The sequence below is a fragment of the Sinobaca sp. SA16-1 genome, from assembly GCF_059510515.1.
In genome coordinates this window covers 424,262-445,728 of record NZ_JCAKFL010000002.1, presented here as the reverse complement: position 1 = coordinate 445,728, position 21,467 = coordinate 424,262, and the positions used below count along the sequence as shown (strand labels likewise).

At 46.3% G+C, this 21,467-nt stretch carries 23 protein-coding genes and 2 riboswitches; of the genes, 19 read left to right on the top strand and 4 right to left on the bottom strand.

Annotation, left to right across the window (positions count from 1 at the left end):
- The first annotated feature begins 55 nt into the window (after positions 1 to 55).
- A riboswitch (cobalamin riboswitch) is annotated at positions 56 to 240 on the top strand.
- 178 nt (positions 241 to 418) lie between these two features.
- Genes AC5W2J_RS06310 through AC5W2J_RS06265 form a run of 10 tightly spaced genes read left to right on the top strand, consistent with a single transcriptional unit; the run spans position 419 to position 9,772 of the window.
- The gene (locus AC5W2J_RS06310) at positions 419 to 1,396 is read left to right on the top strand and encodes an ABC transporter substrate-binding protein (RefSeq protein ID WP_496058641.1); all 978 of its coding nucleotides are present in this window, start codon (positions 419 to 421) and stop codon (positions 1,394 to 1,396) included.
- The gene (locus AC5W2J_RS06305; RefSeq protein ID WP_496058640.1) at positions 1,374 to 2,432 is read left to right on the top strand and encodes a FecCD family ABC transporter permease; all 1,059 of its coding nucleotides are present in this window, start codon (positions 1,374 to 1,376) and stop codon (positions 2,430 to 2,432) included. Before AC5W2J_RS06310 ends, AC5W2J_RS06305 begins: the two co-directional genes overlap by 23 nt.
- A 4-nt stretch (positions 2,433 to 2,436) precedes the next feature.
- The gene (locus AC5W2J_RS06300) at positions 2,437 to 3,885 is read left to right on the top strand and encodes a heme ABC transporter ATP-binding protein (RefSeq protein ID WP_496058639.1); all 1,449 of its coding nucleotides are present in this window, start codon (positions 2,437 to 2,439) and stop codon (positions 3,883 to 3,885) included.
- Positions 3,886 to 3,912: 27 nt separating this feature from the next.
- Positions 3,913 to 4,881: an adenosylcobinamide-phosphate synthase CbiB gene (gene cbiB, locus AC5W2J_RS06295; protein ID WP_496058638.1), complete on the top strand. Its 969-nt coding sequence runs from the start codon at positions 3,913 to 3,915 to the stop codon at positions 4,879 to 4,881.
- On the top strand, positions 4,868 to 5,950 hold the full coding sequence (locus AC5W2J_RS06290; RefSeq protein WP_496058637.1) for a pyridoxal phosphate-dependent aminotransferase: 1,083 nt from the start codon (positions 4,868 to 4,870) through the stop codon (positions 5,948 to 5,950). The genes cbiB and AC5W2J_RS06290 overlap by 14 nt, the downstream gene beginning before the upstream one ends.
- A complete protein-coding gene (locus AC5W2J_RS06285; protein ID WP_496058636.1) occupies positions 5,944 to 6,480 on the top strand; it encodes a bifunctional adenosylcobinamide kinase/adenosylcobinamide-phosphate guanylyltransferase in 537 nt (178 codons plus the stop codon). The genes AC5W2J_RS06290 and AC5W2J_RS06285 overlap by 7 nt, the downstream gene beginning before the upstream one ends.
- On the top strand, positions 6,477 to 7,967 hold the full coding sequence (locus AC5W2J_RS06280) for a cobyric acid synthase (RefSeq protein ID WP_496058635.1): 1,491 nt from the start codon (positions 6,477 to 6,479) through the stop codon (positions 7,965 to 7,967). Before AC5W2J_RS06285 ends, AC5W2J_RS06280 begins: the two co-directional genes overlap by 4 nt.
- Positions 7,964 to 8,752: an adenosylcobinamide-GDP ribazoletransferase gene (locus tag AC5W2J_RS06275; protein ID WP_496058634.1), complete on the top strand. Its 789-nt coding sequence runs from the start codon at positions 7,964 to 7,966 to the stop codon at positions 8,750 to 8,752. Before AC5W2J_RS06280 ends, AC5W2J_RS06275 begins: the two co-directional genes overlap by 4 nt.
- 15 nt (positions 8,753 to 8,767) lie before the next feature.
- Positions 8,768 to 9,187, top strand: coding sequence for a bifunctional adenosylcobinamide kinase/adenosylcobinamide-phosphate guanylyltransferase (locus tag AC5W2J_RS06270; protein WP_496058633.1), 420 nt, complete (start codon positions 8,768 to 8,770; stop codon positions 9,185 to 9,187).
- Between the two features lie 6 nt (positions 9,188 to 9,193).
- Positions 9,194 to 9,772 (top strand): cob(I)yrinic acid a,c-diamide adenosyltransferase, encoded by a 579-nt coding sequence (locus tag AC5W2J_RS06265; RefSeq protein ID WP_496058632.1) that lies wholly within the window; start codon positions 9,194 to 9,196, stop codon positions 9,770 to 9,772.
- 72 nt (positions 9,773 to 9,844) lie between these two features.
- On the opposite strand, the gene serA is transcribed toward AC5W2J_RS06265, so the two are convergent.
- Positions 9,845 to 11,467 carry a phosphoglycerate dehydrogenase gene (serA, locus tag AC5W2J_RS06260; protein ID WP_496058631.1) on the bottom strand — a complete coding sequence of 541 codons (1,623 nt, stop codon included), beginning with the start codon at positions 11,465 to 11,467 and terminating at the stop codon, positions 9,845 to 9,847.
- A 257-nt stretch (positions 11,468 to 11,724) separates the two neighbouring features.
- On the bottom strand, positions 11,725 to 11,973 hold the full coding sequence (locus AC5W2J_RS06255; protein ID WP_496058630.1) for a ferredoxin: 249 nt from the start codon (positions 11,971 to 11,973) through the stop codon (positions 11,725 to 11,727).
- Positions 11,974 to 12,149: 176 nt separating this feature from the next.
- Here AC5W2J_RS06255 and AC5W2J_RS06250 point away from each other — a divergent pair, with 176 nt between their 5' ends.
- Genes AC5W2J_RS06250 through AC5W2J_RS06240 form a run of 3 tightly spaced genes read left to right on the top strand, consistent with a single transcriptional unit; the run spans position 12,150 to position 15,065 of the window.
- A complete protein-coding gene (locus AC5W2J_RS06250; RefSeq protein WP_496058629.1) occupies positions 12,150 to 13,223 on the top strand; it encodes a YpbB family protein in 1,074 nt (357 codons plus the stop codon).
- Positions 13,207 to 14,718, top strand: a complete 1,512-nt coding sequence (locus tag AC5W2J_RS06245; RefSeq protein WP_496058628.1) for a RecQ family ATP-dependent DNA helicase — start codon at positions 13,207 to 13,209, stop codon at positions 14,716 to 14,718. Before AC5W2J_RS06250 ends, AC5W2J_RS06245 begins: the two co-directional genes overlap by 17 nt.
- Positions 14,718 to 15,065 (top strand): hypothetical protein, encoded by a 348-nt coding sequence (locus AC5W2J_RS06240; protein WP_496058627.1) that lies wholly within the window; start codon positions 14,718 to 14,720, stop codon positions 15,063 to 15,065. Before AC5W2J_RS06245 ends, AC5W2J_RS06240 begins: the two co-directional genes overlap by 1 nt.
- On the opposite strand, the gene AC5W2J_RS06235 is transcribed toward AC5W2J_RS06240, so the two are convergent.
- The gene (locus tag AC5W2J_RS06235) at positions 15,055 to 15,288 is read right to left on the bottom strand and encodes a hypothetical protein (RefSeq protein WP_496058626.1); all 234 of its coding nucleotides are present in this window, start codon (positions 15,286 to 15,288) and stop codon (positions 15,055 to 15,057) included. The genes AC5W2J_RS06240 and AC5W2J_RS06235 overlap by 11 nt on opposite strands.
- A 177-nt stretch (positions 15,289 to 15,465) precedes the next feature.
- Here AC5W2J_RS06235 and AC5W2J_RS06230 point away from each other — a divergent pair, with 177 nt between their 5' ends.
- From AC5W2J_RS06230 to AC5W2J_RS06220, 3 genes are read left to right on the top strand one after another with little or no spacing between them, the layout of a single operon-like run.
- A complete protein-coding gene (locus tag AC5W2J_RS06230; protein ID WP_496058625.1) occupies positions 15,466 to 16,209 on the top strand; it encodes a metallophosphoesterase in 744 nt (247 codons plus the stop codon).
- A gap of 26 nt (positions 16,210 to 16,235) precedes the next feature.
- Positions 16,236 to 17,165: a MerR family transcriptional regulator gene (locus AC5W2J_RS06225; RefSeq protein WP_496058624.1), complete on the top strand. Its 930-nt coding sequence runs from the start codon at positions 16,236 to 16,238 to the stop codon at positions 17,163 to 17,165.
- Between the two features lie 13 nt (positions 17,166 to 17,178).
- A complete protein-coding gene (locus tag AC5W2J_RS06220) occupies positions 17,179 to 18,171 on the top strand; it encodes a YpdA family putative bacillithiol disulfide reductase (protein WP_496058623.1) in 993 nt (330 codons plus the stop codon).
- Here the strand turns inward: AC5W2J_RS06220 and AC5W2J_RS06215 are convergent.
- Positions 18,166 to 19,146 carry an asparaginase gene (locus AC5W2J_RS06215; RefSeq protein WP_496058622.1) on the bottom strand — a complete coding sequence of 327 codons (981 nt, stop codon included), beginning with the start codon at positions 19,144 to 19,146 and terminating at the stop codon, positions 18,166 to 18,168. The genes AC5W2J_RS06220 and AC5W2J_RS06215 overlap by 6 nt on opposite strands.
- Before the next feature lie 66 nt (positions 19,147 to 19,212).
- Here AC5W2J_RS06215 and AC5W2J_RS06210 point away from each other — a divergent pair, with 66 nt between their 5' ends.
- The 3 genes from AC5W2J_RS06210 to AC5W2J_RS06200 all read left to right on the top strand — a co-directional run bounded on the left by AC5W2J_RS06210 (position 19,213) and on the right by AC5W2J_RS06200 (position 21,463).
- Positions 19,213 to 19,878 carry a PrsW family glutamic-type intramembrane protease gene (locus tag AC5W2J_RS06210; protein ID WP_496058621.1) on the top strand — a complete coding sequence of 222 codons (666 nt, stop codon included), beginning with the start codon at positions 19,213 to 19,215 and terminating at the stop codon, positions 19,876 to 19,878.
- Positions 19,879 to 19,885: 7 nt separating this feature from the next.
- Positions 19,886 to 20,050, top strand: a complete 165-nt coding sequence (locus AC5W2J_RS06205; protein ID WP_496058620.1) for a hypothetical protein — start codon at positions 19,886 to 19,888, stop codon at positions 20,048 to 20,050.
- A gap of 81 nt (positions 20,051 to 20,131) precedes the next feature.
- Positions 20,132 to 20,238: riboswitch (SAM riboswitch) on the top strand.
- Positions 20,239 to 20,359: 121 nt separating this feature from the next.
- Positions 20,360 to 21,463: a methionine biosynthesis PLP-dependent protein gene (locus AC5W2J_RS06200; protein WP_496058619.1), complete on the top strand. Its 1,104-nt coding sequence runs from the start codon at positions 20,360 to 20,362 to the stop codon at positions 21,461 to 21,463.
- Positions 21,464 to 21,467: the final 4 nt, after the last annotated feature.

The window sequence follows — 21,467 nt, the reverse complement described above, 5'->3', positions numbered from 1 at the left end:
TGCTGTGTATCTAGGACCGATAATGTATACTAAAGAAGATTGTCCTTATAAATGAATAGAATAGAATATATATGGTCGGAAAGAATGCTCTTTCCGTTAAAAGGGAAACCGGTGAAATGCCGGTACGGTCCCGCCACTGTAAGTGCAGCTTTCAAAGAAGTACTCCACTGTTCTGTAAGAACGGGAAGGATCTTTGAATTGGGCATAAGTCAGGATACCTGCCATATATGTAATCGGTGCTGCACTCTCGGGGATAAGAGGATGCCGGATATAAAACGTTTCCGCTGCATGCAGCAGGGGCGTATGTCCGCTCTTCCCACTTTAGGGAAGAGCTTTTCTTATTATCTTACATAGAGCTCAATAATAGGCTCCTGATTTTCTGGATTTTTAGGACATACCACTCAAGGGGGAATGTGACATGAAAAAAACGTTTTTATTAACAATGACGGCGGGAATGGCAGCTGCACTCGCTGCCTGCGGCGGAGAAACAGAAGAAGAACAAGGGCAGGAAAGTGCTGAACAAGAAAGCACCGAGCAGTCGGAAGGGTATCCCGTCACTTTAACCGATGGCACGGGAGAAGAAATGACGATCGAAGAAAAGCCGGGAAATATTGTCAGCCTGCTTCCAAGTAATACGGAAATTGCGTTTGCTCTCGGACTGGAAGAACAAATCGTCGGAGTAACCGATTTTGATACGTATCCGGAAGAAGCTCAGGAAAAGCAGAGTGTCGGCGGGCTTGATTTTGATGTGGAAACGGTTCTTTCTCTTGAGCCGGATCTTATTTTGGCCGATTCTTCTGCTGTTCAAAATGCAGAAGAAGGATTAAATCAGCTGGAAGACGCCGGAGCGGAAATTCTCGTAGTAAATGATGCGACATCATTTGAAGAGACGTACGATACGATCAACATGATCGGTCAGGCGACAGGAACACAAGAAGAAGCAGATACTATGGTAGAGACGATGGAAGAGGATGTCGCGTCTATTGAAGAAACAGCCTCTGCGATTTCTGAAGAGGACCGCAAAACTGTCTGGGTAGAAGTGGACGCGCCGCCGAATATCTATACTACCGGTCAAAATACGTTTATGGATGAAATGCTCGATATCATTCAGGCAGATAATGCAGCCGCCGAAGAAGAAGGCTGGGTTCCTTATACAGAAGAGGATGCTGTTGCACTGAACCCGGATGTTATTGTTACAACATACGGATTTAGAGTGGAAAATTCCACCGAAAACATCTTAAACCGTGATGGCTGGTCGAATGTGCCTGCCATTGAAAATGAGGAAGTTTATGATTTGGAAAGTGATCTGGTAAGCCGGCCGGGACCACGTTTGACAGATGGCCTGCAGCATATGGCAGAAGTGGTGTATCCGGATGTCTTCACTGAAGAACAATAAACCAGCGGCATACATTGCAGCTTTAGTCTTTTTAGCAGCAAGTATTGTAGTGGGGGTTTCTGTTGGAAGCGTGCAGGTGCCATTTGCAGCCAGTGCCGAAATTATCGGGCGCACGGCGCTCGGACTGGACTTTCCGCCTCACCTTAATACAACATTTGTTAATATTATTAAAGAAATAAGGCTGCCTAGAGTTTTGTTAGCGGTACTTGTAGGGGCAGGGCTTGCAATTGCAGGCGCTGCCTTTCAAGGATTATTAAAAAACCCGCTTGCCGATCCTTACACTCTCGGAGTGTCTTCAGGTTCCTCCCTGGGAGCGGTAACCGTGTTGTTTTTAGGGCTTTCCATTCCGGGTCTGGGACGTTTCACCCTGCCGGCAGTAAGCGTATTGTTTGGAATGATAACGCTGCTTCTGCTGCTTGGGTTTGTTAAAGCGATTGAACGGAGCCTTTCTACAGAGACCATTATTTTAGCCGGCATTATTTTCAGCTCGTTTTTAGGATCATTAATCTCGTTAATGATTGCTTTAACAGGAGATGAGCTCAGGCAGATTATCAGCTGGCTCATGGGAAGTGTAGCGATGAGAGGATGGGAGTACGTAGGATTGGTCCTGCCTTTCTTTATCGTAGGGTGCCTGATTTTATTATGGAATGCTAAAGAGTTGAACGCCCTCGTTTTTGGAGAAGAGACGGCGAAGACACTTGGCGTAAATACAAAAGTCCGGCGGATGGCTATATTAGCTGCCGCGTCGATTATTACCGGATCCGCGGTGGCTGTGTCCGGAACGATTGGATTTGTCGGACTCGTTATTCCTCATTTAACCCGGCTGATCTGGGGACCGGATCACCGTCATCTGCTGCCGCTCTCTATGCTTATCGGCGGCGGGTTTCTGGCTCTGACGGATCTGTTGGCCCGTACGATTATTGCGCCGACGGAACTGCCGATCGGGGTAATTACAGCAGTAGCAGGAGCTCCTGTTTTTGGGCTGCTGCTTTTCCAGCAGCGGCGCCTGACAAGACAAATTGGAAAAAGGAGGTAGACAGATGCTGTTTAACGTTCATCAGCTTACGGCAGGGTACGGTGGAGAAGATATTATTAAAGATATTTCCTTAGCTGTAAAAGAGCATGAAATTTTTGGTATTATTGGGCCGAACGGCAGCGGAAAGTCCACTCTTCTTAAATGCATGTACCGCGGGCTGGAAACCAATTCAGGCTCCATTGAAATAGACGGCAGGCCGCTTTCAGCCTTTTCCAATAAAGATCTGGCCAAAAAAATCGCCGTGCTTCCCCAGCATACAGAAACAACTTTTTCCTATACGGCCAGGCAGGTTGTGGAACTCGGACGCTATCCGCATCAGAGCGGCTGGTTTAACAATGCCAAGGCAGAAGACAAAAGAATCGTGGAACAGGCGATGCAGGAAACCAAAGTAGAACCATTTGCAGATCTTCCTATGGAAACGCTAAGCGGCGGGGAAAAACAGCGGGTACTCTTAGCACGAGCCCTCGCCCAGGAGCCGCAGATTCTGCTTCTGGATGAGCCGACAAATCATCTGGATATTTCCCATCAGATGAATCTGCTTAATACCCTTCGGGAATGGACAAGCGCGAGAAAAATAACCGTGGTCGCTATTTTACATGATTTGAATATGGCAGCGATGTTTTGTGACCGTCTGATGCTTCTTAACGAAGGTCGGGATGCGGGAACAGGTAAACCGGGAGCTGTTCTGAAAAAAGATAAAATTGAGCAGGTATATTCGGCTTCGGTTCACCGAAAAGCCCACCCGGCTGTTCCGAGCCCGTTAATTACGTTAACCCCAAGAGCTGCTAAAGATAAAGAAGAAGCTGCTATCGACCGGATGAACGTCCAGCGAAGTCTGGAACTTGTGCAGATAACATCTGAGGACTACTGGAAAACGTTCTCTTCTTCAATTATTGGAGAGGGGTTCGGCTGGCACAAAGTGTTCGTGAACCGTCACGTAGCGCTTGATTATAATATTGATGATGCGAAGCAGGAATATATCGATTATATGAAAAAACAGCTGATTGATCCGGATGAAGCGGTGGGGATGATGACAGCAGCCAGGCTGGAAAACGGCAGAGATACAAGAAGAACGATAGAAGGCGCTGATGTCTGGGTGATGGCAACAGCGGGTGTTTCCAATGCCCTTGATGCCTCCAGGGCTTACGAACAGCATATTCAAATGGAGATAGGCACAATAAATATTTGGATATTTGTAGACGGTTGGCTGCCGGAAGCGGCATTTGCCCAGGTTATGATGACAGCTACCGAAGCAAAAACAAGAGCGCTTATGGACCGGAATATTAAAGACCAGGTAACGGGCACTGCAGCGACTGGAACGTCGACAGACAGCCTGATGGTAGCTGCTACGCAGAAAGGGATGCATCACCCTTATGGCGGCACGGCTACTGTGCTGGGCAGGCATGTGGCAAAAGCTGTATACGACAGTGTGTATCATGCATTGGAAAAATAGGAACTAAAAGAAAGAGGCTTTAAAATCATGATACTAATCTTTCATCTGACCGCAGTGACTGCTGCGTATCTGCTTGATCAGCTGTTTGGCGACCCTCATAAAGGCTGGCATCCGGTTATCCTCATGGGAAACATCCTTCATTTTCTGGATAGGCAGGGAAATAGAGGGTCAGAACGGGCCAAACAGATTAAAGGCCTTGTACTCGTTTACGCAGCTGCTTTAGGTTTAACCGGGGCGGCATTTGGTTTCATCAGCCTGTTTTATGCTCTGGCACCGGCTGCGGGTATTGTAGTAGAAGCTGTAATTATCTGGCTGATGATCGGCGGTCGCAGTATGAAGCGCTCGGCTGCAGATATTCACCAGGAATTAGCCAATGGACACCTGGAAAAAGCGAGACTTTTAACGTCTTATATCGTGTCCAGGGATACATCGGCTATGACAGAACAGCAGATTTCCCGTTCCGTCGTGGAGAGTACAGGAGAAAATGCTTCGGATAGTGTAACGGCACCGCTTTTTTATGCACTTCTCGGAGGAGCGCCTCTTGCGGTCTGCTACCGCTTTTTTAATACAGCTGATGCAATGATTGGCTATAAAACGGAAAAGCATGCTTCTTTTGGCTTTGGCGCTGCAAAAACAGATGATCTGCTAAATTTACTGCCCGCCCGCCTGACTGCTTTTCTTATGGGATTCGGTTCAGTATGGCTGAAAAGGCAGACGCTTTTGAAAACATGGAAAGACACGGCAGCCCATGCCCGGCTCCATGAAAGCCCAAACGCAGGTTTCGGAGAGTCGGCAATGTCAGCTGTATTGTTTACTAAGCTGGGAGGACCTGCTGTCTACCACGGTACAGTCAGGAACCGACCTTATTTAGGAGTGGGAACGCTCCCATTAAATAAGGAAAGAATTAAGGAAAGTATGTTCGTATGGGATATGACGATTATACTTTTTCTTGCAGCAGCGTGGATAGGAGGAGTGATTTATCTTGGATTGGCCTGAACATGGAGCAATGCCGGCTGCTTTTATGAAAAAAATAGAACAGTCTGCCCCGGAGAACATAATAGATTTCAGCGTGAACACGAACCCATTGGGCGCTCCGCCAGCCCTGCTCGCAGAACTGCCGGGCTGGGCCGCTGATATTCACCACTATCCGGATTATCAGTATACAGATCTGATCAAAGATCTGGCAGCCTGGAACGAGGTGGAACCATCCTTTATTCACCCGGGCAACGGAGCTTCCGAATTAATTTATATCACGGCTTCATTATTTGCAGATCAAAAGGCAATAATTATTGAACCGACTTTTTCTGAATACCGAAAGGCTCTGCAGGCTTATGGGGGGGAGGTGCAGAGTTTTTTAACATTGGAAGAGGACGGTTGGGAGATCGATTCGGCTGCTTTTAAAGGGGCACTGGACGGTGTAGGTTCGGTCTGGCTCTGCAATCCAAACAATCCGACCGGAACCGTTCAAAGCAGAAAAACGATGGCTGCGGTCATGCAAGCGTGCGAAGAACGCGGGATATACCTTGTTATTGATGAAGCATTTTTTGATTTTCAGACAAATCCGGTAACATACCGTATGACGGCTGATCAATCGAATCCGTACGTTATTATCCTGCGGTCTCTAACCAAGATGTACGCGGTGCCGGGAATCCGCGCTGGATATGCGGTAGCTCCGCCGGCCTTTATTAAAAAAATGCAGGAGCGGACGCCGTCATGGAACATCGGATCTACTGCTGAAAAAGCGATGCGGTTTGCTTCCGGCTTGGACTTTTTCAGGGAACAAACAGCTCAATTTGTAGAAGCAGAGCGTTCACGGCTGCTGCCTTTATTAAAAAAAGCAGGTTACTATGTAAGTCCGAGCACGGTGAACTATTATTTAATAGGCCGTTCCGGGCAGAGCTCTATGCTTCCGGTACTAAAAAGAGCCGCAGCACAAGGGTTTATGCTTCGCCATACGTATTCATTTCGAGGGCTTGAAGGCCGTTATATCCGGATAGCTGTTAAACAAAAACAGGATAATGACCGGCTGCTGCATATGCTTAAGGAAGACCTGACGGAATGTTAATTTTTATCGAAGGCGGAGCAAAAAGCGGAAAAACGTCATTTGCCGAAAGTTATATTCAAGAAAGAGCCAACGGGCGCAAAGTGTACCTTGCCACAGCAGATCCACAGGATGCAGAGATGGAAAGGCGTATTGGGGATCACCAGCTGACAAGAAAAAACGCACATATACCGTGGGTTACCATTGAACAGCCATATGATCTGGAGCAGACTCTGGAGCATATAAACCCGGGAGATCATGTGCTGCTGGACTGCTTAACGACCTGGCTCGGAAATGAGATGTTTGTGTCGGATAGATGGGACGGGCGAAAGAGCCCAGCTCATATGCTGGAAGCTGTCATTGCACTCGAGAAAAAAAGTGCGACTCTTTTGATTGTCAGCAGTGATATCAGTCATCAGCCTGCGGTTCATCCGGATATGGTGCATTTTCTGAAAATACAGGGATGGCTGTCCTGCCGGCTCGTGGAAAAAGCAGATCTGGCTGGAACCGTTAATTACGGATGCCTCCGTCCCATGAAAGGAGAATGGCAATGAAAGGATTAATGGTATGGGGAACCACCTCTGATGCCGGAAAAAGCTACATCGTGACAGCACTATGCAGAGCGCTGGCCAACCGGGGGTTATCCGTTGCTCCTTTTAAAGGGCAGAACATGTCCAATAATTCATATATTACTGCAGAAAGCCGGGAAATCGGCCGTTCACAGGGATTACAGGCCGAAGCATGCAGAACGGAAGCAACAGTGGACATGAATCCAGTTCTGCTCAAGCCGCGAAGTGAAAGTGCAGCAGAAGTGATTATCCGCGGCGTATCCTCGGGCAGTCCGCAGGCCGGTGAGTATCGAAGAGAGTTTATGCCGCAGGCAAAAGAGGCAATCCAAATGTCACTTAAACGGCTGGAAGAGGAATATGATTTTATTATTATGGAAGGCGCCGGCAGTCCGGCTGAAATCAATTTAATGGATACGGACTTAGCTAATTTGTATACAGCTGAAATGGCGGCGGTACCCGCTGTTCTGGTTGCGGATATAGAGCGGGGGGGCGTGTTTGCCCAGCTGTACGGAACGGAGAAACTGCTTCCGCATGCTCATCAGCAGAGGCTGGCAGGAGTAATTGTGAATCGCTTCCGCGGGGATCCGGCTTTGTTTACGGACGGGGTAAGCTGGATCGAAGAACATGTATCTCGAGTACTCGGCGTGCTTCCTAAACTCGATATTGAAATGGAGCGGGAAGATTCGTTATCGCTCAGCCGCCTGACCCGTGAAAAAACGGGTGCATCCTCTATCGATCTCGCAGTAATCGCGCTTCCTTATATTTCAAACTATACAGACATCGAGCCTTTTACAGCAGAACCGGATGTGTCGATTCGTTTCGTCTATGCGGGCGAGGATTTTGGTGAGCCGGATGCCGTTATTATACCTGGGACAAGAAGTACGATTCTGGATCTGCATCATATGGAAAAAAACGGGACAGCTGGTCTGTTAACGGGTTATATTGCCAATGGAGGCACAGCAGTTGGTATCTGCGGCGGCCTGCAGATGCTCGGACAGAACTTAATGGATGACGGGGGCCATGACAGCGGAACAGTCGGAATGAACGCAGCAGGACTTGGCATTCTGCCTGTGGTTACGTCGTTTGAAGCAGAAAAAACAACTAAACGCTGGACCGGTACACAAGGAAGCAATCAACCTATTAATGGATATGAGATTCATACCGGCCGTTCTACGATTACATATTCGGCAGAGGACGTACCGCTATTTTATTCTGATAAAGACGGTGGACCGGAAGGAATTGTAAGTAACGAAGGCAGAGTAACAGGCACGTACCTTCATCATGTGTTTCATAACGATGAATGGCGCAACTGCTGGCTCAATCGGGTGCGAAAGCAGAAAGGCCTGCCGCAGCTTGGGCCCGTCTACTATGAAAAAGAAAAAGATAAGCGCCTTGACGAGCTTGCTGCTGCATTTGAACAGCATATCAGCGTAGATGATTTAATTGAGTTAATGGAGACACAAAGCCGATGACAAAAAATATAAGACATCTGTATGAGGGGCTGCTTCTGGCTGTAGGTTTTTTAACCGTATTTCCAGTTACCCGTTCCGTAGAATGGACTCCTGCAGCGATGCGCCGGGCCCTGCTCAGCTTTCCGGTATGCGGGACCCTTGCTGCCGTTATCGCTGCCGCTGTGGGAACAGGGCTGTTAAGCATAGGCCTCCCCATTTATGCTGCAGGCTTTCTCGTGCTCGCATCTTTTGTCATCGTGTCAGGCGGGCTTCATCTGGATGGGTGGATGGATGTGAGCGATGCGGTTCTTTCCTGGAAACCGCGGGAAGAAAAACTGGCCGTAATGAAAGATCCTTTAGTCGGTTCCGGGGCTGTATGGACAACTATTTTACTATTGGCTGGAAAATTCACGGCCATTGTTGTTATGCTCGACACTTCGCTCCCGTTATTTTATGCAGCTTTATTTGCTGTTCCCGTGCTGTCGCGGGCTGGAATGGCGGTCGTAGTCAGCCGGGGAGCACTGTTGTCTGCTGTAGGGCTGGCAGCTTCTTTTCAAGAGGGCAGGAAACCGTCGGATATGCGCTGGCTCGTCGGTATCACTTTGTTATCTCTGCTGCCTGCTTTTTACTTCTCGATTGCTTTTACTCTAAGTCTTGCAGCTGTTACTATCCTATGCACAGCAGCACTGTACCGTTTTTTTGTCCGGAAGCTTGGAGGCGTGAATGGGGACACAGCAGGAGCTGCCCTGGAAGGAACGGAAGTTCTGCTCTGGTGGACTGCCGCTGTTATAGCAGTAATCATATAGGGAAGGTGAAAAGAAGTGGATTTTATTTTAGGCGGCACAGCGAACGGAAAAAAAGAATGGGCGTATCGACATTATCAAGAAGAACCGATACGGGCCTGGTATTCTTTTTACGAGACAGACGTGTCAGACTGCGATCTTCCAGATGAATACACAGGGGTAGTAGTTATCGAAGCATTTGATGAAGCTGTAAAGAGATATTTGGATGAACCGGAGACCTTTTATATCTGGTATGGCACCCTGATAAAATGGGAAAATAGCTATCCCGGTCGAAAACTGGTGGTGATTGGAACAGATTTAAACAAAGGAATCGTTCCAGTTGAAAAAAAAGACAGACAGCTTCGTGATGCGGTAGGATTATGGTATCAACGATTCATGACAGAAGCAGCGCAGGTGTATGAAGTTTGGTACGGCCTGCCTGTAAAATGGAAAGGATGAGATAAAATGAAGCTATATACGAGAAGCGGAGATAAAGGAAAAACAGGTATTATTGGAGGACGCCGGGATAAAGACCATATTCGGGTGGAAGCATACGGCACCTGCGACGAACTAAATTCATTTGTAGGACGTGCGATTGCTCTGCTCGACGATGAGCTGTTTCCGGATATGAAAAGTGAATTGATCCGTATTCAGCATGAATTATTTGACTGCGGAAGCGACCTGGCCAATGTGAAAGAAGATGCAGAATTTAAAGTGACGCCGGAAATGGTCACTGCCCTTGAAGAACATATTGACGAATACATTCCACAGGCACCGGAGCTGCAGCGGTTTATTCTGCCGGGTGGTTCAATTGCAGCAGCAGAAATGCATATTCTCCGCACCGTTACGAGAAGAGCCGAACGGCTTACAGCGTCGCTTATGAAAGAAGAGCCTATTAATGAACATGTGTTTAAGTATTTAAATCGTCTGTCTGATTATTTCTTTGCAGCTGCGCGGGTAGTCAATGCAAGAGAAAAAGTAGCAGATATTGAATACGAAAGAAGTGCGATCGTGTTCAAGGGTTCCCGTAAGAAAAAGCAGTAGCTGTGTATAGTCTATAATAAACCTGAACAAGATAAAAAAGCAGAGGCGGCGGCCCCTGCTTTTTTTTGCTTATTATACTTCTATTTTATCTGCCATGATAATTTCTTCAATGGACGTTAAGTCATCCAGTACATTCTGGTTAGGCTCTTTATCGACTGCAAGCATCATAATAGCCTCTCCACCTTCCTGGCGGCGGCCCACCTGCATGGTAGCAATGTTTACGTTGTGCTTCCCAAGCAGCTGTCCCATTTTCCCAATAACGCCGGGACGGTCGGTATGCTGAATATAAATTAAGTGGCCGGTTGGATAAAAGTCAACGTTAAAGTCGTTAATGCGGACAATACGGGGACCGTATGCTTTAACGTACGTTCCATAAATGGAGAATTTCTTTCCTTCGCCTTTTACCGTCGCTTTAATTAGATTGGAATAACCGGACTCATCGGAGCGGTGCTTTTCACCATACGTGATACCGCGTTCTTTGGCAATGATGGTTGCATTTACATCATTTACAGGAGCGTCGACGCGGGAGCTGAGAAATCCGGCGATCAGAGATCTTGTCAGAACGCTCGTTTCAAGTTCAGTGACTTCACCGCTGTAATGTACGTCAATGTCCTGAACAGGTGTTTTCATGCTTTGGGAAAGGATATTTCCCATTTTTCTTGTCAGCTCATAGTAAGGCTGCAGCGTATCGAAAATTTCCTTGGACATGGTCGGCAGGTTGATGGAATTTAATGCCGGCATGCCGTTCAAAAACTGCAGCACTTCTTCTGATACCTGGGAGGCTACATTCAGCTGGGCTTCTTTTGTGCTGGCTGCAATATGCGGTGTAGCTACAACCTGATCAAATGCGAGAAGTGGATTTTCATTAGCCGGTTCTTCTTCAAATACATCCAGAGCCGCACCTGCTACATGGCCGCTTTCGAGGTTGTTGTAAAGAGCTTTTTCATCTATGATGCCGCCGCGTGCGCAGTTAATAAGAAATACGCCGGGTTTTGTTTTTTTAATATTTTCTTCGCCAAGAAGTCCTTTTGTATCTTTCGTAAGAGGAGTGTGTACGGTAAGAATGTCAGATGCACGGAGAATGGTATCCAGGTCTGCTAGCTCTACACCCATTTTATCAGCGCGTTCTTTCGTAAGAAATGGATCGTAAACGAGCACATTAATATCAAAACTGTGGGCACGTTTGGATAGTTCCGAACCGATACGGCCGAATCCGATAATACCGAGCGTTTTTCCTCTGAGCTCCGAGCCTTGAAATGATTTTCTATCCCATTTCTTGTTTTTTATAGAAGCATTTGCCTGAGGGATTTTCCGGGCAAGTGCAATAATCATTGCAAAGGTATGTTCAGCTGTAGAAATCGTGTTGCCATCCGGGGCGTTGACAACGACAATACCGCGCTTTGTAGCTTCTTCAATTTCGATGTTATCGACACCGACACCGGCACGGGCTACAATTTTTAAATTTGTCATCTGGTCCATTAATTCTGCTGTTACGGTTGTACTGCTGCGGACCAGCAAAGCGTCATAGCTGTGTAGATCAGATGTATCTTCAATGGTCTGCTGTACGCAGTCCACCTGATTGTTTTCCAGTAAAGGGGCCAGCCCTTCACTGCTCATCGCATCAGAAACCAGAATGCGGTAATGTCCTTTGACAGATGATGACTGCTGATCTTCCGTTGTAGAATGTTGTATCATAGTGCTCTCCACTCTCCCTCAATCTATTTTCTCTAAATATATATAGAAAGCTTCCGCCCGCACGAAATCATCGTGAGAGGCAGAAGCTTTCGTGATACTACCCTCATTGCAGGAGTCAGGTGTTCTCTTCAAAAGGACATTTGTCTTTTTAGATGATTGCAATGTATCATACCTTCACAAAGGTGTCAATTTCGCCTATAAGGAGTAAAGCCGGTACAAATGGAAAAATCCCTGCTTATTCACAGGGATTCAAACATTTATTCGAATTTAAGCGCATCGCCGTCAAAGGTTTCATCCGCGATTTTAATAGAATCGGTCGGACAGCCTTCAAATGCGTCGAGCATATCTTCTTCAAGATCTTCAGGGACTGCTGTAATTCCTTTATTGTCGTCAAGGATTACTTCCGCCAGACCTTCATCGTCATAGTCATAAATATCGGGAGCAGCAGCACCACAGGCGCCGCAGGCGATGCATGTATCTTTATCAACGATTGTAAACTTAGCCATTTTCGATAACCTCCTACTTCATTTAATCAGGTGAACATTATAACAGGGCTCTTCTGGAGAACCCAAACGTCTATTTCATATTGTATTCTTTCATGGTAAACTTTTCAACAGTTAAAGACGTTAATTTTCTGAAATCCCGCAGGGGAATCATGCGATAACAAGGGGGAAACCTGCGAATGGAATGGAATTTCCGGCGGCGTCTCATTTTGCACGTGTTATTAAAACTCGAAGGCGACAGAACGCCGGGGGCAGTTTATCATATACTAACTGGCAAGAAAAGCTCTCAGTCCATTCAGGATATGAAATGGTACGGATTGACTGAATGGTACGGAGTGTTCCCTAAACTTTCGATGGAAATGTTTCAAAACGATATTTCTCACATGCAGAAAAACCATCTTCTGCTCGTCTCTGCTGATTTTATCAAAACATCAGCCGAGGCAAAAGAAATAGACGAAGCCTTTTGGTCTGTATATTCGCGCCCGGTATTATATAATCAATGGAAATATGGAGCTGCAGCTGAAATTTTCTGGAACCGACTGGCCCTGCTTGTCCAGTGTTTGTCTTTTTCCATGGCCGGTTCGGGGCATTTTATCCCTGTGACTAAAGAAAAAGCTGTTCTACGCTGGCTTAAGCGGATATGGCCGACGGGAAAGGAAGCAAAAAGAAAACTGGCGGCGGCCCTCTTTCATGAATTGGACAGACTGCTGAGCAGAGCCGACGAGCAGGAGGCTGCCATTTTAGTAAACAAGCTGGGCGGTTCTGCCAGGACGGGACTGACATTTTCGCAGATAGCTAAAGCATTGGAACAGGAAGAAGAAGAAATAATCTATAGGTTCAACGGAATTCTTCACTATATAATAGAAGTACTTCAGCAGAATTCACCTTCTTTTCCGCTTCTGGCAGGCATGCTTCCATCTGTTGACTCTTCGATCCGGCTGACGAAAACAGCAGCAGAAACAAAGCGGCTTCTCGATGAAGGCTGGTCTTTCGATAAAGTCAGTCAGCTTCGGCGTTTAAAACAAAGCACGATTGAAGATCATATTATTGAAATTGCTTCGGAAAGCAGTTCATTTCCGCTGGATGATTATGTGCCGGCTGCCTACGCGGAGAAAATTAAAGCAGTATCCGAGAGCCGGCGGACGAGAAAGATGAAAGAACTTAAAGAGCAGTTACCTGATGATGTTACTTATTTTCATATACGATTAACGCTTGCCTTTTATGGAGGGAAGACAGATGAATCTTCAACATGAATTAAAAACATACTTTGGCTATACGTCGTTTCGAAACAGCCAGGAAACGATTATCCGTTCCCTGCTTCAAAAAGAGGACGTACTTGCGGTTATGGCGACCGGCTCAGGCAAATCCGTCTGCTATCAACTGCCGGCTTATCTTCAGTCCGGCCTTACCGTTGTTATTTCGCCGCTGCTTTCCTTAATGGAAAACCAAATGCAGGAAATGCAGCAAAAGCAAATGAAGCAGGTGGATATGTACAACAGTTTCTTAACCTATTCCGAAAAAGAAGACGTATTGAGAAAACTGCCTGAATTAAAAATATTGTTTATTTCACCAGAGAGCCTGCAGCTTGATAAAGTAAAGCGGGCACTCGGTTCTGTGGCTGTATCACTGCTTGCGGTGGATGAAGCACACTGTATTTCCCAGTGGGGACATGAGTTTAGAACAGACTATCTGAAAATTAAAGAAACCCGGAAAGAAATGGGGAGCCCGCCGGTACTCGCGGTTACGGCAACGGCAGCCCCCGAAGTGCAGGAAGATATCGTCCGGCAGCTGGAAATGAAAGAGTCGCTCGTCGTAAAAGAATCAACCAATCGCCCGAATATATCGATTCATGTAAAAAAAACGAGCTCCGATGAAGAAAAAAATGAAGAACTTCTGCAGGTGGTGAGACGGTCACCGGATCCCGGCATGATTTATTTCTCCAGCCGGACTGCAGCAGAGCAGATGAGTGAATTTATTACCGCCCATACGAATAAACGTGTATCAGCCTATCATGGTGGAATGCTTCAGGAGGATAGAATTCTCGTACAGCAGCAGTTTCTTCAGGACGAGCTGGACGTTGTATGCTGCACGAATGCGTTTGGCATGGGTATAAACAAGCCCGACGTCAGGTACATTATTCATTATCATTACCCAAAAGATCTTGAGTCTTATGTTCAGGAAATTGGACGGGCTGGAAGAGATGGAAAAAAAAGCAGCGCTCTTTTATTATATAAAGAGGATGATATTTACCTGCCGCGTTTTTTTATTGAGATGGAGTTTCCTGCAGAAGGAGAAATAGACTGGCTCGTGTCCCATGTTCTGGCTGATCCGGAGGCACCGGAAAGCCGGTGGGCAGAGCTTGCCCAAAATCGCGGCTGGGAGGAGAATCATCTGCGCTTTTTCCTGCATTATTACCGGGAATGGAAAAAGGAGTCCAGCGGTTCACTGCCGAATAAAATAAAAGAAGTGAAAGAGCGGCGCACGGTATGGAAGCAGCAGAAGCTGCACAGCATGGAGAGATGGCTGCAGGAATCGACCTGCCGACGCATAGCTCTGCTTCACTACTTTGGAGAAGTACTAAAAGAGAAGCCCGAACAATGCTGCGATTTATGCAGTGCCGACTGGGTGGCTCCCGGTTCCCATCAAAGCAGGAAAAAAAATGAAATATTTGAACTCTCCTGGAGAAAAAGGCTGAAAGAACTGTTGATAGCTGCTGACCCCGGGAGTGAAAAAGGAGAGAAGGACTAATGATGGAAGAGAGGCCTGGTAAACGAACGGAGAAAAAAAGATTGGAACGAATGGAAGAAGAAAGGAAAAAGCAGGAGCAGAGAAAACAGGCAGAAGAAGAAAAGCACAGAAAAAAAATAAAAAGGAAAAAAGAAAAAGCCCGTTTGAAAAGAGAATGGAAACAACAGGAAAAAAACAACCAGAATTATGACATGCAGCCTGAACAAGCACCGGTTCGAAGAATGGCTGCACGCAAACAGGAAAAAGAAGAAAATGCGCCGGTCACGATGACACACCTGTTGTTTATTATTTTTTTAGGCATTGTGTTCCTTATTGTAGTGAGTGCAGCATTGATCATTAACCTTTAAGGCTGAAGACTTCAGGTGCACCGGAATATTCTGTTAACGATGCACTGCGGTCCTGGTCAGTCAGAGGGGAAGATAGAATGAGGCCGACAAAACAGATAATCACACCCGCTCCCATCAAAATAAATGGAATGAGGAGCGAGATTTTTTTAGCCAGAAAAAACAGCAGCAGTACAAAACCTGCTCCAAACATCAGCGTACCTATAAGAAATACAGCAAAATCCATAATAGATCTCCTTTCTGTTCATGCGTTATATCCAGTATAACGAAAAACAGTCCGGTACAGGGTTTCTACAGCAAATAGACACAATCCGTTCATGAGTTGAACAAGCCGGCGCTGGTTTATGATAGTAAGATAGGGGGAATATATGAATAGATAAATTACCGGTAAAAGGACGATATAATGAAATGGATAATCGCGGTTTTCTCAGCAGCAGCAGGTTTACTGTTGTATATGATTTTTACTGCCCACCGGGCTGTTGTAAAGCAGGAACAGTTTTTTATAAAGGAGCTTCCTGAACAATTTTCAGGAAAAACTATCTTTTTTATTTCTGACATACATAGAAGAAAAATATCCAAGTCTTTAAGCAGGCAGGTAAACGCAAAAGCGGATATGATTATAATAGGCGGAGACATTAGAGAAAAAGGCGTGCCTTTCGCCAGGACACAATATAATCTGCGTCAACTGCAAAAAGGAAAACCCATTTTGTTTGTATGGGGCAATCACGATAAAGAAGAACGGGCTTTGGAACTGGAAAGTCTTTTAATATCCCATCAAATAGAGATTCTCGCTGGAAATATGTACTCATGGAAGCTTCAGGGCCGGGAATTGTCTATTGCCGGTTTTGATGAAACCATCCGCGGAGCAGACAGCAGCTGGACAAAAGCTGAAATATTGGTTTCGCACTATCCGGATACGGCTTTAGAGGCCGCGTCCCGGTCGGATGCTTATTTTATGCTTACCGGCCATTCCCACGGAGGACAGATTCGTCTAGGCCCGTGGGGATTACGCACTCCCGGAGGGTGGAAGCAGACCGGCCGTTTAACTTATCTGGTAAGCAATGGATACGGAACGACACTTCTGCCGCTCCGTTTTGGAGCAAGGGCAGAAGCTCATTTTATTACTTTGGTATCTGCAGGGGATTGAAATAAAGAGGCGCGGGGGGAAAAGAAATGGAACCTATGGAAGGCAAATATAACATAAAGGCTATTTCCAACATGCTAGGTATCCAGGCGGGCACGCTTCGTGCCTGGGAAAGAAGATATAATATTGTTCATCCGCATAGAAATTCAGCAGGGCACCGGCTGTATACGGAAAAAGATGCTGCAGTTCTCAAATGGATTCTTGATAAAACGAACAGCGGGTTTACTGTCAGCCAGGCGGTAGGTCTTTTGGATAAATTCGAAGAAATAGACAGTATGGCCGTTCATCCAATGGAAGTAGACCATACGTATGCACTCGCAGAAGAAATTCTCGGACATTTGCTGCGTTTTAGAGAGGCCGATGCCCAGGAGACGCTGAATAAAGCTTTTTCGATGTTTACATTGGAGAAAGTAACGACAGATATATTAGGAACCCTTTTAGTAAAAGTAGGTACCTTGTGGGAAACGGACCAAATTACCATTGCCCATGAGCATTACATTACTTCTTTTCTCCGTACGAAGATCGGAAGTATCATGCACTCCTATAACGTGAAAGGATTTCTACCTAAAATCGTAACGGCGGCAGGCCCAAACGAAAACCATGAACTCGGCCTGCTTTTTTTCACGTTGTATTTAAAACGCAAAGGGTTTGAAGTCATTTATTTAGGCGTTGGCATTCCGGAAGAAGATCTAATACAGGTCATGGATGAAATAGACAGCAGCATTTTCTTTACCTCCTGTACGCTGCTGGAAAACCTGGAAACGTCGCTCGCATTTATTACGGAACTGGAGGAACAGCATCCTCATTTGAATATTGGAATGGGGGGGCATGCCGTTCAGTATATGGATGTAGACAAGGTGCAGAAATACAGCCGTTTTCTGGTCGGTTCGAATGCAGCTGACTGGGATAAATGGATCAGCAACGTATTGAATAGGAAAATGGAAAACAAAAAGAATTAAAAGGGTGCAGTATATGAGCAGAGAAACAGTAGTGATTGTAGGAGCAGGACCATGTGGAATAGCAGCTGCGATTGAGCTGAAGCGCAAAGGTATAGATGCGATTATCATTGAGAAACGGAATATTGTCGACGCTATTTACCAATATCCGGTGCACCAGGTTTTTTTCAGCTCCAGCGAAAGGCTGGAAGTGGGAAATATTCCCTTTACATCCATTAACCGAAAGCCGACACGACAGGAAGCTTTGGTGTATTACAAGCGCGTAGTAGAGCAGGAAAACCTCCGCATTCATTCGTATGAAACCGTGCATTCGATTGAAAAGAAACCCGAGGGCTTTCTCGTGTCGTCATACACTATGAACGGTATACAAAAACAGTACAGGCCGGATTACGTTATTATTGCAACCGGCTATTACGGGCAGCCGAACAAACTGGAAATTGAGGGAGGCAGCCTCCCGCATGTTTCCCATTACTTTAAAGAAGCCCATCCATATTTTCATCGGAATGTTGCTGTAATAGGCGGAAAAAATTCTGCCGTTGATGCAGCGCTGGCGCTTGAAAAAGCAGGAGCTTTTGTAACCGTTCTGTATCGGGGCAGTTCCTTTTCCGAGCACGTGAAACCATGGATTCTTCCGGATTTCGATTCGCTTGTCAGGCAGGGGAAAATTAATCTTCTCTCTGAAGCGGACGTAACGGCTATTTCAGAAGAAGCCGTGGAGTATATACAATACGGACGAAAGCAGCGGCTTCCAGCAGATTTTGTGTTTGCGATGACGGGCTACCACCCGGATCATTCATTTCTTGAAAAGGCGGGGGTTCTTAACGGAGAGGCAGGACGGCCTTTTTTCGACCAGGAGACGATGGAAACAAACGTTGCGGGTCTGTATATTGCCGGCGTTATAGCAGCCGGGGATAATGCAAACGAAATTTTTATTGAAAACGGCAGATGGCACGGCGCACAGATTGCCTCCCATATTAAAGAAAAAGAAAGCTGGCCTTCGTCATTATGACGGCCAGCTTTCAAATGTATCGGTAAGATCCGTTCCGGTGATTCCTGCTTCGAGGGCAATCATTAATTTAAGCCGCGCTTTCTGGCCGTTTAACCCGTTTGAGAAGATAACTCCCTTCTGTTTAAGCTGCATGCCTCCGCCGACATACTCATAGGTAGCCTGGACGATGCCGCTGTAACACCTTGATACTAAAACTACGGGAATATTTCTTGCTATAAGCGCTTCTATTGCCGGCACGATAGCCGGCGGTACGTTACCCTGGCCGAATGCTTCTAGCACAAGTCCGGAAGGGGAGGCAGATTCAAGCAAATCGATTGTTTCTCTTTCCATGCCGGCGTATGCCTTAAGCAGAAACACCTTTTTCGTTAAAGAGGAGATAGAAAACTGCTCTCTGGCGGAGGGGGTGTGATGAAAAAGGATTCCGCGCCTCGTGACGAGCCCGATTGGGCCAAATTGAGGACTTTGGAATGTAGCCACATTGGAAGAGTGTGTTTTCGTTACGTTGATTGCAGAGTGAACTTCATCATTCATAACAACGAGCACCCCCTTACCTCTGGCCTGTTCTGAAGAAGCTGTTCTTATCGCAGCAAGAAAATTGTAAGGGCCGTCTGCCCCTAATTCATTGCTTGAACGCATAGCACCTGTCAGAATAATGGGGATTGGGGACTGGTGAAGAAGATCGAGAAAGTAGGCGGTTTCTTCAAGCGTGTCCGTTCCGTGCGTAATAACAATCCCATCATATAAGTGGTCAGCCAGTTTTTCATTAATAAAAGACGACAGTTCAAACATATTTTCCGGAGTGATATGTGGTGAAGGAAGATGAAAGAAAGGGATAACAGTAATATCAGCCACCTGTTTTGCTTCTTCATGCCACTGATCCAGCGGGTTTTTTTCGCCGGGTGCTACACTTCCAGTCTGTTTGTCTTCTTTCATGGAGATCGTGCCTCCGGTATGTATGGTTAAAATCCGCTTCATGACAGTACCTCTTTTCTATTTATGGTTAATCGGTCAATTACAGAGCAGGAAAGGACGGATGCGTGAGTGTTTGCTATCATAACTGCGGCCCTTGCGCCTTCGATTGCATTTCTAAGCTACTACTATTTAACCCAGGAAACCGCGTCCCGTTCTTTCTATAAAACGGCCCGTGCTTTTCTCATCGGCATGCTGCTCGTGTTTCCTATTGTAACCGTACAATATGCGCTTACAGAAGAGACACGAACGGAGGCTTCGGTTTTCTTTCAGGCCTTTTTATATGCCGGGCTGCTCGAGGAATTTTTTAAATGGTTTATTCTATGCGCCGCCGTTATTCCTTTTATCCGTGTTCGTTCCATTTATGATACGACACTTTATGCGCTTGCTGTAGGACTCGGTTTTGCCGCAGCAGAAAACATTCTTTACCTTGCAGCGTATGGCGTGGATATAGCGTTTGGAAGGGCGTTTCTGCCGGTAGCCAGTCATGCTCTGTTTGCCTGTACTATGGGATATTATATAGGGAAAGCGTCTTTTTTGAAAGGTACTGTAAGAAAAATGTTTTTGTTTTTAGGTCTGACGGTCCCGTTCGTTTTACACGGCACGTACGATTTGCTATTATTAATCGACCGGCAGTACATAGTCTACCCCATGCTGCCTTTAGGGTTTCTTTTATGGTGGACAGCTGTAAGAAGACAGGAAACCGGAAAAAGGTTTGAGCAGATGGAAGGAGAATAGACGGCCTATGATAGAGGAAAAGCGATATCGCGTCGTCATACGATGCCCGCAGTGCGGGGAGAAATTCGTTTTAAAGGGCAGCAGAAAAGAAGACGGAACGGTACAGACTGGTTTTGTCCGCTGTATCTGCGGCAACAGCAGCCATTTATATGTAGACACGGCTCCTGAATAAATTCAACAAATTCACACAATTTGATTGCATTTCGATCGTTAATCTTGTAAGGTTTTACTACACAACTATATAAATAAAGCTTTCTTATCCAGAGAGACGGAGGGATCAGGCCCTATGAAGTCTCAGCAACCAGCCTATACAGGTCAGGTGCTAAATCCGCCGGGCAGAAGATGCCCGAGAGATAAGAAGAGGTGCTCTTATAAATCGCAGACCTTCTTCTTACTTTTAGAGGAAGGTCTTTTAGCGGAATGATAAATCAGGATATGCCGGCCACTATATAGTAATCAGCTGCAAAAAAGGGTGACAATAATGGATAAGAAATTTCACATTGAAACAAATTTAGTACAAATTGGAAACAAAGAAGATCCAAGAACAGGAGCCGTCAGCGCTCCTATTCATATGTCCACCGCTTTTCGCCACGAAGGGCTGGGCGAGTCGACAGGGTTTGACTACTCCCGTACCGGAAATCCTACAAGGGACATTTTGGAACGGGCTATCGCCGGACTGGAAAACGGGGCAAAAGGATACGCATTGAGCTCGGGAATGGCAGCAATCCAAACGCTGTTTGCCATTTTTGACAAGGATGATGAAATTCTTGCTTCCCAGGATTTATATGGGGGAACGTACCGGCTTTTTGAAGAAGGATGGAAAAACTGGGGTATTACGATTGCTTATGGGGACCCGAGAAACATAGAAGCCTTTGAACAAAAAATCACAGACCGTACGAAAGCGCTGTTTATTGAAACACCGACAAACCCATTAATGCAGGAAGCAGATATTTCCGAAATGTCTAAACTGGCCAAAAAACACGGCCTCTGGTTGATTGTGGATAACACGTTTTACACACCAATTCTCCAGCGTCCGCTTGATATGGGAGCCGATATCGTTATACACAGTGCCTCTAAATACCTCGGCGGCCATAATGATATTATTGCCGGCCTGATCGTTACAAAAGATGAACAGCTCAGCGCCCGGATTACAGCGTTTCATAACGGCATGGGAACGATTCTGTCGCCCATGGATTCCTGGCTGTTGATGAGAGGGATGAAGACACTGTCCCTGCGTATGGAAAAACATACTGAAAATGCACGGGCAGTGGCAGAGTTCCTGGAAACACATCCAAAAGTAACGGACGTATTGTATACCGGAAAAGGCGGCATGCTTTCCTTTCGGATTGAAAACGAGCAGTGGGTCGACGCCCTTCTGCGCGGACTCGAGCTCGTCACATTTGCAGAAAGCCTCGGCGGTGTGGAAAGCTTTATGACGTATCCAGCCACACAGACACACGCGGATGTGCCGGAGGAAGTCCGGATTGCCAACGGCGTCTGCAACCGGCTGCTTCGTTTTTCTGTAGGTATTGAAAATAAAGAAGATATTATCGCAGATTTAGAGCAGGCGCTCGACCGCCTGTAAAAGA

What these genes read in the sequence shown, in the direction of transcription:
- AC5W2J_RS06215 (WP_496058622.1), bottom strand. Translation starts at nt 19,146, where the DNA reads ATGAAGCGGATTTTAACCATACATACCGGAGGCACGATCTCCATGAAA.
- AC5W2J_RS06310 (WP_496058641.1), top strand. Translation starts at nt 419, where the DNA reads ATGAAAAAAACGTTTTTATTAACAATGACGGCGGGAATGGCAGCTGCA.
- AC5W2J_RS06265 (WP_496058632.1), top strand. Translation starts at nt 9,194, where the DNA reads ATGAAGCTATATACGAGAAGCGGAGATAAAGGAAAAACAGGTATTATT.
- cbiB (WP_496058638.1), top strand. Translation starts at nt 3,913, where the DNA reads ATGATACTAATCTTTCATCTGACCGCAGTGACTGCTGCGTATCTGCTT.
- AC5W2J_RS06250 (WP_496058629.1), top strand. Translation starts at nt 12,150, where the DNA reads ATGGAATGGAATTTCCGGCGGCGTCTCATTTTGCACGTGTTATTAAAA.
- AC5W2J_RS06235 (WP_496058626.1), bottom strand. Translation starts at nt 15,288, where the DNA reads ATGGATTTTGCTGTATTTCTTATAGGTACGCTGATGTTTGGAGCAGGT.
- AC5W2J_RS06225 (WP_496058624.1), top strand. Translation starts at nt 16,236, where the DNA reads ATGGAACCTATGGAAGGCAAATATAACATAAAGGCTATTTCCAACATG.
- AC5W2J_RS06240 (WP_496058627.1), top strand. Translation starts at nt 14,718, where the DNA reads ATGATGGAAGAGAGGCCTGGTAAACGAACGGAGAAAAAAAGATTGGAA.
- AC5W2J_RS06200 (WP_496058619.1), top strand. Translation starts at nt 20,360, where the DNA reads ATGGATAAGAAATTTCACATTGAAACAAATTTAGTACAAATTGGAAAC.
- AC5W2J_RS06230 (WP_496058625.1), top strand. Translation starts at nt 15,466, where the DNA reads ATGAAATGGATAATCGCGGTTTTCTCAGCAGCAGCAGGTTTACTGTTG.
- AC5W2J_RS06275 (WP_496058634.1), top strand. Translation starts at nt 7,964, where the DNA reads ATGACAAAAAATATAAGACATCTGTATGAGGGGCTGCTTCTGGCTGTA.
- AC5W2J_RS06305 (WP_496058640.1), top strand. Translation starts at nt 1,374, where the DNA reads ATGTCTTCACTGAAGAACAATAAACCAGCGGCATACATTGCAGCTTTA.
- AC5W2J_RS06285 (WP_496058636.1), top strand. Translation starts at nt 5,944, where the DNA reads ATGTTAATTTTTATCGAAGGCGGAGCAAAAAGCGGAAAAACGTCATTT.
- AC5W2J_RS06205 (WP_496058620.1), top strand. Translation starts at nt 19,886, where the DNA reads ATGATAGAGGAAAAGCGATATCGCGTCGTCATACGATGCCCGCAGTGC.
- AC5W2J_RS06300 (WP_496058639.1), top strand. Translation starts at nt 2,437, where the DNA reads ATGCTGTTTAACGTTCATCAGCTTACGGCAGGGTACGGTGGAGAAGAT.
- serA (WP_496058631.1), bottom strand. Translation starts at nt 11,467, where the DNA reads ATGATACAACATTCTACAACGGAAGATCAGCAGTCATCATCTGTCAAA.
- AC5W2J_RS06220 (WP_496058623.1), top strand. Translation starts at nt 17,179, where the DNA reads ATGAGCAGAGAAACAGTAGTGATTGTAGGAGCAGGACCATGTGGAATA.
- AC5W2J_RS06245 (WP_496058628.1), top strand. Translation starts at nt 13,207, where the DNA reads ATGAATCTTCAACATGAATTAAAAACATACTTTGGCTATACGTCGTTT.
- AC5W2J_RS06255 (WP_496058630.1), bottom strand. Translation starts at nt 11,973, where the DNA reads ATGGCTAAGTTTACAATCGTTGATAAAGATACATGCATCGCCTGCGGC.
- AC5W2J_RS06280 (WP_496058635.1), top strand. Translation starts at nt 6,477, where the DNA reads ATGAAAGGATTAATGGTATGGGGAACCACCTCTGATGCCGGAAAAAGC.